Here is a 10,224-nt window from a genome sequence, read left to right on the forward strand (position 1 = left end):
CATGAAGTTTGATTTTAATTACGAAGAACCAAAAGTTATAGCGGAGATTGGTTGTAATCATATGGGTGAGATGAAAATAGCTAAAGAGTTAATCTCTCTGGCACATAGTAGCGGAGCTAAGTATATAAAATTTCAAAAAAGAAACAACAGAGAGCTTTTAACACAAGCTCAATATGATACACCGCATCCAGTTCCTAAAAATTCTTATGGAGATACTTATGGGGCTCATAGAGAATTTTTAGAGTTTAATGTAGCTCAACATAAAGAATTAAAAGAGTATTGTGATGAGTTGGGCGTAGTGTATTCTACTTCTGTGTGGGATGTTACTAGTGCAAAAGAGATGATAAGTTTTGAGCCTGAGTTTTTAAAAGTCCCATCAGCATGCAATAATAACTTTAAAATGTTAAAAGTTCTTCGTGATGAGTTTAAAGGTCAAGTACAATTATCCATAGGTATGACTACAAGAGAGGAAGTGGAAGAGATTATCAGCTTTTTTGAGCAGACAAATCAAGCAAAGACAAGACTACTTATATATTCATGTACATCTGGTTATCCTGTGCCATTTGAAGATGTATCGCTATTAGAGATAAACTGGCTTTATGAAAACTATGGTGATAGAGTAAATGAGATAGGTTTTTCAGGACATCACTTGGGTATATCTGTAGATATAGCAGCTTATACATTAGGTGCAAGATGGATAGAAAGACATTTTACTAAAGATATAACTTGGAAGGGAACTGACCATGGGGCATCACTTATGGCTGATGGTATGAGAAGACTAACTAGAGACTTGTCAGCAGTTCACAAAGCACTTACATATAAGAGTGATGAAATCCTGCCAATAGAAAAAGTTCAGCGTGATAAACTAAAAAGTAGAAAATAGCATGAGTTGTTATCTTTGTGGTTCATCGGAGTTTAAATATAGAGATGGTGAAGTACGAGATAACAAAGAGCTAAAAGTAAAAGAGTGTAAAGAGTGTTCGTTAGTTTACTTGTCTGATTTTTCTCATGTAGATGCAGGGTTTTATGAAGACTCAAATATGCATGAGAGTTTTGATTTGAACAAGTGGAACAAAGAAACAGATGCAGATGATAAAAGACGATATGAATTTACAAGAGAGCTTATAAAAGATAAAGATATCCTTGACTTTGGAAGTGGTAATGGTGGGTATCTAAATTATGCATCTAAGAAGGCAAAAAGTATCTCTGCTTTGGAGTTAGAAACAGCAATATCTGCACAATATAAAGAGTATGGTATAGAGTTGTTTAGAGATATAAAAGAGTTAGACAAGAAGTATGATGTTATAACTATGTTTCATGTCATGGAGCATTTACCTAATCCTAAAGAGATGATAAAACAACTCTCCTCAAACTTAAAAGAGGGTGGAAAAATCATCATAGAAGTTCCAAACTCTAATGATGCTCTGCTCTCGTTGTATGAGAGTGAATCTTTTTCTAAATTTACATACTGGTCTTGTCATTTGTTTTTGTTTAATGAAAAAACACTACAAGAGCTAATACATCAATGTTCTCTTAAAGTAGATTATATTAAGCATATTCAGCGTTACCCTCTCTCAAATCACCTTTACTGGTTAAGCAAAGATAAACCTGGTGGACATCAAAAATGGGGTGAATTTTTAGACTCAGATGCCTTAAGTGATGCTTATGAAAGTTCTTTAGCATCTCTTAGTAAAACAGATACTATAATAGCTCAAATATCTAAAGGTTAAATATGAACATTGCATTTATACCAGCTCGTTGTGGAAGTAAGGCTATCCGTTTTAAAAATATAAAAGAGTTTTGTGGAAAACCATTAATATATTGGAATCTACTTGCTTTAGAAAATGCAACTCTTGTAGATGAAGTTTTCGTTGCAACTGATTGTATTGAGATAAGTGAAGTTGTAGAGAGCTTTGGATTTGATAAAGTAAAAATATATATGCGTGATAGAGTTAATGCTCAAGATGAATCATCAACAGAAGATGTAATGTTGGAATTTTTAAGTAAAAATAGCTTTAGTGCAGATGCGTTATTTATGCTTGTTCAAGCAACTTCCCCAACAACTCAAAGTCATGACTTTGATGGAGGGATAAAAGAACTTTTAAAATCTAAAAAAGATTCTTTGTTAAGTGTAGTAAGAGAGAAAAGATTTTTTTGGAATAATGATGGCAATGCACTAAATTATGACTATAAAAACAGACCTAGAAGACAAGACTTTGATGGTTATCTGCTTGAAAATGGTGCATTTTATATTAATAGCGTGAGTAATATTTTAAGAGATGAAAATCGTCTAAGTGCTGAAATAGCTTTTTATGAAATGCATGACTATACATCTATAGAGATAGATGAAAAGCATGACTGGAAAATAGCTGAAGAATATATGAAAGAAAATGTACTTTACAGATATGTCAAAGAGAGAAATATAAAGCTCTTTTTATCAGATGTAGATGGAACACTTACAGATGCAGGTATGTACTACGGTGAGAATGATGAAGAGTTAAAGAAGTTTAACACTCATGATGGAAAAGGTTTTGAGTTGCTTAGAAAAGCAGGAATAAAAACTGGAATAATTACAAGTGAAGATACTAAAATAGTAAGAAATAGAGCCAAAAAATTGAAAGTTGATTATCTTTACCAAGGGCTAGAGCATAAGGGTAAGCTAGATATTGTTAAAGAGATTTGTTCTACGGAAGGTATCTCTTTAGATGAAGTGGCTTATGTTGGTGATGATGTTAACTGCAAGGAACTTTTAGAGGCTGTAGGTGTATGTGCATGTCCTAAAAATGCACTGCCTAGTGTAAAGAGTATTCCCAACATCATAGAACTCACACTTCGTGGAGGAGATGGAGCAGTTAGAGAATTTGTAGATATTATTTTAAGATAGTATATCTGATACTATTTTTTCTAAGTTAATACTCATCTGTTCTATTGGTTTAGTGTTTACTTGTGTACCTATCATTAGTTTTGTTTTAGTAATTAGTTCTTCTTTGTTCTCCACCCAAACCATAAGATTATTGTCTATCTGATATTTGTCATAGTGGCTTATAAAACTTCTAGTAGAGATTGTCGGTGTACCTAAAAAACAAGCTTCTGTATTTATAGTTCCACCACCACCGATGAACAAATCACAAAATTTTAATAAGTGCTGAATTTCAACTTTTTCTTCTAAAATGATAGCAAATGGAAACTCTTTTTTGAGGTACTCACTCTCATATCTTGGGATGATTATGATATTTGAATTAGTTAAATCTTTTATCTCTTGCAATGCTTCATAAATAATAGGGTATTTTTTATCTACATAGCTAGACTTATATTCCTCTTCTCTGATGATAATCGTACGCTTGGAATAATCCATATTATAATGTTTCAAAATCTTTTTTACATAAGATATGTTGTACTCAAATTTACATAACCATATTAGGGGGTCTATGAAGTTATATTCATATATTTGACTTTTATCTAGCCCAAATCTTTCTATGACATTGTTTGGAACTACAAATGGTTTAAACATTTTAGTCGCAAGTGGTATGGTAAGTCTTGCCTGAGGTAAGGCTTTTGTAAAGTTTGTAGTATGGTCCGAGAGGGGTATATCATAGAAATTGATAATTGGTATACCAAGTCCAAAAGCAACACGACAAGCATCAACTGATGAGAGGCAAATCAGTCTATCTATATGATGTTCACTTATAAATTTCATAAATTTAATTTGTCTATCTATAGATGCTTCAAATTTTGACTTTAGGCTACTGCCCCCAAAATTACCAATATTTACATATTTTAACTTATATAAATCAAGTAACTCTATGGTTTCTTTATATCCTTCTCCACCTCTTGTAGTTATAAATACAGATAAATTTTTCTTTTGTATTTCTTTTATAATTGGTTCAAAAAATAAAACTGATTTTGGGGTAACTAGGTCAAACCAAATCATCTACATCTCCAAAAAAACAAAGTCCAACTTTAGCATAGTCTTCATAACTAGTTATAGCGTTGTCTTTTTTAATAATTTCCCACGCTTCTATCATCCCCTTTGACCAAGATATATCATCAAAAAGTACAATTGCATTTTCACTAAGAAATGGTTTTATATTTTTAAAATATTCTAATGTCGCATCCCTGTCATGATGCCCATCAATAAAGGCAAAGTCTATAGATTTTATATTTGGTAAAATGTTTGGCAGTACATCGCTAAATCTACCTACATAAGATTTTATATTTAATGCATCAATATCTTTAAAATTCTTCTGAGCGATTTGTGCAGTTTGTGGAGAGCCTTCAATTGTATGGATAGTGCCTTCATTCTTTAATGCCTTAGACATATAGATAGATGAAAATCCACAACAAGTTCCAAGTTCAAGAATAGTTGCTGGCTGATGTTTTTTAATGATTGCATATATAAGATGTGCAAAGTCATTTTTTAAACCGATTTTGCATAAACTTTTTGTGCTTATATTTTTGGTCACACCTTTGTACATTTGCTCAGAACTTCGCTTATCATCAGGATTTCCAGCACCATAGTCTAATACTTTTATCTGTTTATTTTCTTGAATAATTTTATCTCTTAATGATTCAATATCTTTGAAAATACTCAAGTCGTTATCATTAAGAATATTTAAATATTTTTGCATTACATATAAACCTTTTTATACCATTTACAAAATAAAAATATAGAGTAAAGATGTTGTTTAAATCTACCACTCTTACCTTCTTCGTATAAAAATATAATGAAATTATCATTAAAAACTCCTATTTCAGAGTTTACTTCTTGGATTAGCTTTAGTATTTCAATGCCAAAACCACTATACAACCATTCTATAAAAGGTGAGCTAAAACCTTTTTTTTGTCTGTTAATTATTGAGTCAGGTAAATAAGGCTTAGCTACTTTTTTTAATATTTCTTTGTTGGTAGTCCCTATTTTAATACTACTCTTTACACCAAGAAGGTACTCAACAAGTTTGTGATCTAAAAAAGGGGCTCTTAACTCAACAGAATGAGCCATAGACATACGGTCAACCTTAGTCATAAGCACCTCAGGTATCCAGATGTTAAAATCTATATAGGTTAACCATTGAATTGGTTGATATGAAGAGTTGTATGGATGCAGTGGGTAATTTATCTTTTTTGATGAGAGTTCTTGAAGTTGTGCATAAGAAAAGGTCTCCCCACTTGATTGGTATACTTGTTTGTTCTTTAGTCTGCGATTATTATATTCCCACTCTTTTGTGAGTTTGAATTCTTTTTGTTCTTTAGGTTCATTGTTGTAATAGTCTAGCATTTTAAAGTAGTTGTCATAACCTAAAAAACTCTCATCACTTCCCTCACCACTTAGACAAACTTTTATGCCTGCATTGTGAATATGCTCAGATAGGATATATGTTGGGATGGTAGCAGAATCAGCCATAGGTTCATCAAGGTGATATAAAACTTTATCTATAGTATCTAAGTAGTCATTTCTAGATATTGTGTACTCGTGATGAATGGTTCCAATATACTCAGATGCAACCTTAGCAAAATCAAGTTCACAATAATGTTTATGTTCATCATAACCAATAGAAAAGCTATGTACATCATGTTTAGATTTTTGTGCATAAAGAGCGGTTATAAATGAAGAGTCTAGTCCACCAGAGAGTAATGTCGCAACCTCTACATCTCCGACAAGACGCTTCTCTACAGCTTCGTGAAGTAAAGTATCTACTTTAGTAATAATTTGTTTTTCATCAGTATGTATGATTGGTATATTGTCAATATTATAGTAGCTATCTATTGTTAAGTTATCGTTTTGATATGTCAGGAAAGATGACGCAGGAAGTTTTTTAATACCTTTATAAAAAGTATTGTCACCTTGGGGTGATTGGAATGCTAGGTATTGCCATAGTGCTTCTTCATTAAACTCTGGTAGTTTTTTTAGCATTTTTAAAATGGCTTTTATCTCAGATGCAAAGTAAAATGAGCCATCTTCTTCATAGTAGTAAAAAGGCTTTTTTCCAAAACGATCTCTTGCACAAAAATACAGCTCTTTTTTTTTATCATATATACAAAATGAAAACATTCCATCGAGCATATTTAGAAATTCTAAGTTGTATTTTTGGTATAAGCGAATTATAACTTCACTATCACTCGCAGTCTTTACATCTAAATTATGCTCTTTGATTAGTGTTTTATAATTATATATTTCACCATTAAATACTAAAATAATATTGTCAAATATCATTGGTTGATTTGCTTCAGCATCTAGGTCGATGATGCTAAGCCTAGAGTGCCCAAAATATGCTCCATCATTTAATACAAATGATTGGTTGTCGTAACCTCTATGTTTGATGGAGTCTAAAACATCTTTATGATTAAAGGAGTTTTTGTTTGAGCCAATTATTCCGCACATTTTTTAGCTATCACTCCTATTCCACCTTCTAACACATGAAATTTTATTACTTCTAAATTTAAACGAGTTAGCCATTCTTTTACTTCTTGAGTTGTATACCTTTGTGATATTTTTGGATAAAACCAATCAAAAACAACCATATGATTATCTTCAAAACTCATGTTCTCATTCCAAAAAGTTTTTAAAAATTTATAATATATAAACCTCTGTAAGTTATATTCTCCTTTTTCAATGTCGAGTTCTTGTATCTCTTGGGAGATAGTAATCTTTTTTTTATATAAATCTTGTGCTAATTTTGTTATTGGAAGTAATTTATCCCAGGCATCTTGTGGTTTTAAGTCACATACTAAGCTTCGTATAAAATCATCAGTAAAGTCCCGAATAGGGGCTGCTTTTCTATATACATCAAACAGTATAATTCCACCTGGTTTTAAAACATTAGTTAATGATTTTATACCTTCAAAAGTATTGCCTGTATGTTGTAATATAGCATGACATACAACGGCATCAAAAGAGTTTTGTCTAAATGGAGGTGTAATTAAATTACCTTTGAAGTAATGGATATTGTTAAACAGGTTTTTTAGTTTATTTTTTGCCTCGTATACAGCATCACTAAGATCTGTTGCGTAAATTTCTTTTGTATATTTTGCAAATATATACTCGACTCTTCCGCTTCCAATAGCTGGATCGTAAACTATCTTATCAGCTATATACTTTTTTAATTCTAGTTCATCTATACCATACCTATCGAAAAAAAGATTCTTTGAATATACTTTAGAACCTTCATTGTGTCCCATATTAGAGTTTTTCCATTGCCAACCAAAGGCTTTTGTTGTATGTTCTACCTCTTCTTTCATACTTTCTGTTTTATCAGAGATAATGGAAAAATCTAAAATACCATTATTTCTTTTATAAACTCTTTTACATGAACTACAAATAATATCACCACTTTGATACTTTATATTCTGAGTACATTCGACGCACTTAAATATATCTAACATATTAACTTCCAATACTTTGAATTATTATTTTTTTATACTTGTCTAAAGATTTTTTTAAAGTAAATTTCTTAGATATCTCAAACATTTTTTTTGCAAGAGTAACTTTTTTATTTTTATCTTTTAAGATATTTAAGATATTTTTACTTAAACACGCTACATCATTAATTTTACAAAGATTTGTTCCTTTTTCATCTAAAATTTCATTATACCCCTCGAACTTATAGGAGATTACCGCCGTATTAGCACTCATAGCTTCCAATAAAATATTAGGAAACCCTTCATAATAAGAAGCAAAAACAAATAATTCACATTCATGTAAATAATCATAAGGTAATCGTACTTCGCCTAGAAGATGAACCCGTTTGGATAAGTTTAATTCTAAAATTTTGTTTTCAAGGACTTCTCTTAGTTCACCTTCACCTATTATAATTAAGTTGTGTTCAATTTTATCTGCAATTTTCTCAAAAGCAAGTATTATGTCCAATTGACCTTTTTGTGGATGTAGTCGTCCAATATTTAAAATATATTTTTCACTTATCTTTTTATAATATTTTTCTACTTTATCTACACCATTATACACAGTTTGTAACTTAGGTTTTAATTTAGCATCTAAGTCAGAAATCTCATTAGAAATATAATTACTTACACAGATTATTTTATCCGCTAATGGATAGTATTTTATCATCATATCTTTGTATTCATCAAAGCTGAAAAGATGAATTTTTTTAGCTTTCATACTCTCAAAAACTGCTCTTTGGCTTACGATTTTTTTGCATTTATAGCTTGTTTTTAGAGATATGATATTGCTGTATTCTCCAAATGAAAAAATTAGAATAGGTTTTATTTTATCTATGATTTTATTAAGTTTTTTTACTCTATATTCTAGTAAAAACGAGGCAGTACTTGGCTTAGATACATCTACTTTAATAGTTTTTATCATTTTTATTGTAATACCATTATTTAAGTGATAGGCTACTTTTTTATCATTTTCTGATAAAACAATAAAAATAGAATAGTCTTTATACAGATAGTTTGCTAGATTTGAAACAACTTTTTGTATGCCACCTGTTTCTAAGTTTTGGGTAAATAGGATTATATTTTTCATAGCTTTTTCGCTACTAGAAAAAAGTTTGGTGTAAACTCTTTTAGTTTTATTAGATCTAAGCATAATCCAATAATATTATTTATTGTAAACATAATTAAGAGTATTGGTAAAAAAATAGTATTTCTAAGTATTTTATATTTACTTGCTAGGTTCCAAATAAAACCGTTTAACATAGATACTATAGCTGTTCCAAAATAACCTTGATAATGGAACTCTAAAATCTCAAAGTCATACTTTTTACATAGCTCCTTTAACCCATATTCACTAAATCTAAAAAAGTCATATGGAGTAGCATGGGCTTGATATATAAATGGTACGGAAAGAATGAGTATTCCACCCTTTTTAAGAACTCTTTGCACCTCACATAGTGCTTTATATGGCTCATCAATATGCTCTAACACTTGCGTCAAAATAACACTATCAATGGAGTTACTATCAAATGGTAGGCTTTTTATATCTGCATCTATAAATTTTTCTTTTGAAGTTTGAAACATATGTTGGTGAATTTCACTTTTATCAACTGCAATATATTTGTCTACATGTGGCAATATTAATTTTTTATATATTGCATTACCTGAACCAATATCTGTACATATACCATTTAAATATGGTAACGATTTGATAAAAGAATTATGAAGATGCTTATGATTTAAATATCCCATATTTGATATATATATATATGGTGCTTTATTTTCACCTGTTAAAATGGGTATGAGCTTATGTGAAATATAATCCATAACTTTCTTGATCATTAGATTTTTATACCTCTTCCTTCACATCCATTATATCCCATATGTACATCAATATCTTTATATCCAAGTTCTTCAAACCATCTTTTAAATGTTTCTATCCTTACAGGGTTATCATACATAGGTGAAAGCATATCAAACAAATCCATTACCGCCCATTGTTTCAGTTTGTCTTGTGATAGTCCTGTCGAAGTATAATCTGGTACTAGTAATCTCCAGTTAATTCTATTCGCTCTTTTTGCAGAAAATAATTTTCTATTTAATTTAAATATAGGCCACATTATTTTAACATGTTGCTTACACCACCAATATAATAATTTATGATTTAACCTCTTGGTAATTGGTCTTACCCAATATTTAGTATGAAACCATGTTGTACTTAAAAAAGGATAGTTATCAGCAGCTATTTTACCTTCACTTTTTAGTTTAGTAGTTAATGACTTTAGTGCTTCTCTTGAGTCAGGAGTATGTTGTAGTACTCCAAAACAATAAATTTTATCTGCAATATCATTTTTAAAAGGCATATTATAAATATCAGCTTGAACAATTAATACATTTTCTTTGTCACTGTGATGCTGATAACTAGCTTCAACAGCACTGCTATAATCAAAAGAGAGTACCATAGCCCCAGTATTTGCTGCAAATTGAGTAAATCTACCTGCTCCACATCCTGCTTCAATAATAACTTCACCTTTTAGGCTCTCGCCCCACTTTGTTTCATTTTTAAATCTTTCTTCAGAAGAATTCACACTACTAAATTTATCATGTTGATCACTATGGTGGATATTCCATTGCATACCAAAGCTGTCTGCATAGTTTGTCATAGGTACAAATCTTGGGATATAGTTGATTATAGGATAATTACTACTACAATTTACACAAGTAAGAGTTCCACTTATTACCTTATCCCCTTTTTCGATTATATTTTGATATTCTAAGTTACTATTGCATTTAATACAAATCAGATAATCTATGTATTTTTTATTCATT

At 30.5% G+C, this 10,224-nt stretch carries 10 protein-coding genes; 3 read left to right on the top strand and 7 right to left on the bottom strand.

Annotated elements, in window-relative coordinates; genetic code table 11:
- The first annotated feature begins 1 nt into the window (after position 1).
- The 3 genes from MOV50_RS07330 to MOV50_RS07340 are packed head-to-tail and all read left to right on the top strand — an operon-like array spanning position 2 to position 2,884.
- Positions 2-883 (top strand): N-acetylneuraminate synthase family protein, encoded by an 882-nt coding sequence (locus MOV50_RS07330; RefSeq protein WP_321777261.1) that lies wholly within the window; start codon positions 2-4, stop codon positions 881-883.
- Between the two features lies 1 nt (position 884).
- The gene (locus MOV50_RS07335; protein WP_321777262.1) at positions 885-1,730 is read left to right on the top strand and encodes a class I SAM-dependent methyltransferase; all 846 of its coding nucleotides are present in this window, start codon (positions 885-887) and stop codon (positions 1,728-1,730) included.
- Positions 1,731-1,732: 2 nt separating this feature from the next.
- Positions 1,733-2,884: a cytidylyltransferase domain-containing protein gene (locus tag MOV50_RS07340; protein WP_321777263.1), complete on the top strand. Its 1,152-nt coding sequence runs from the start codon at positions 1,733-1,735 to the stop codon at positions 2,882-2,884.
- Here the strand turns inward: MOV50_RS07340 and MOV50_RS07345 are convergent.
- From MOV50_RS07345 to MOV50_RS07375, 7 genes are read right to left on the bottom strand one after another with little or no spacing between them, the layout of a single operon-like run.
- Positions 2,876-3,931: a DUF354 domain-containing protein gene (locus tag MOV50_RS07345; RefSeq protein ID WP_321777264.1), complete on the bottom strand. Its 1,056-nt coding sequence runs from the start codon at positions 3,929-3,931 to the stop codon at positions 2,876-2,878. The two genes, MOV50_RS07340 and MOV50_RS07345, sit on opposite strands and share 9 nt — an antisense overlap.
- On the bottom strand, positions 3,918-4,628 hold the full coding sequence (locus MOV50_RS07350) for a class I SAM-dependent methyltransferase (RefSeq protein WP_321777265.1): 711 nt from the start codon (positions 4,626-4,628) through the stop codon (positions 3,918-3,920). Before MOV50_RS07350 ends, MOV50_RS07345 begins: the two co-directional genes overlap by 14 nt.
- On the bottom strand, positions 4,628-6,379 hold the full coding sequence (asnB, locus tag MOV50_RS07355) for an asparagine synthase (glutamine-hydrolyzing) (protein ID WP_321777266.1): 1,752 nt from the start codon (positions 6,377-6,379) through the stop codon (positions 4,628-4,630). The genes MOV50_RS07350 and asnB overlap by 1 nt, the downstream gene beginning before the upstream one ends.
- Positions 6,367-7,380: a class I SAM-dependent methyltransferase gene (locus MOV50_RS07360; protein WP_321777267.1), complete on the bottom strand. Its 1,014-nt coding sequence runs from the start codon at positions 7,378-7,380 to the stop codon at positions 6,367-6,369. Before MOV50_RS07360 ends, asnB begins: the two co-directional genes overlap by 13 nt.
- Position 7,381: 1 nt before the next feature.
- A complete protein-coding gene (locus MOV50_RS07365; protein WP_321777268.1) occupies positions 7,382-8,485 on the bottom strand; it encodes a glycosyltransferase in 1,104 nt (367 codons plus the stop codon).
- Complete coding sequence (locus MOV50_RS07370; RefSeq protein ID WP_321777269.1) at positions 8,482-9,237, bottom strand: class I SAM-dependent methyltransferase; 756 nt, start codon at positions 9,235-9,237, stop codon at positions 8,482-8,484. The genes MOV50_RS07365 and MOV50_RS07370 overlap by 4 nt, the downstream gene beginning before the upstream one ends.
- Positions 9,237-10,223 (bottom strand): class I SAM-dependent methyltransferase, encoded by a 987-nt coding sequence (locus MOV50_RS07375; protein WP_321777270.1) that lies wholly within the window; start codon positions 10,221-10,223, stop codon positions 9,237-9,239. Before MOV50_RS07375 ends, MOV50_RS07370 begins: the two co-directional genes overlap by 1 nt.
- Position 10,224 lies beyond the last annotated feature (1 nt).

The sequence above is a fragment of the Sulfurimonas sp. genome (assembly GCF_029027585.1).
GTDB lineage: Bacteria > Campylobacterota > Campylobacteria > Campylobacterales > Sulfurimonadaceae > Sulfurimonas.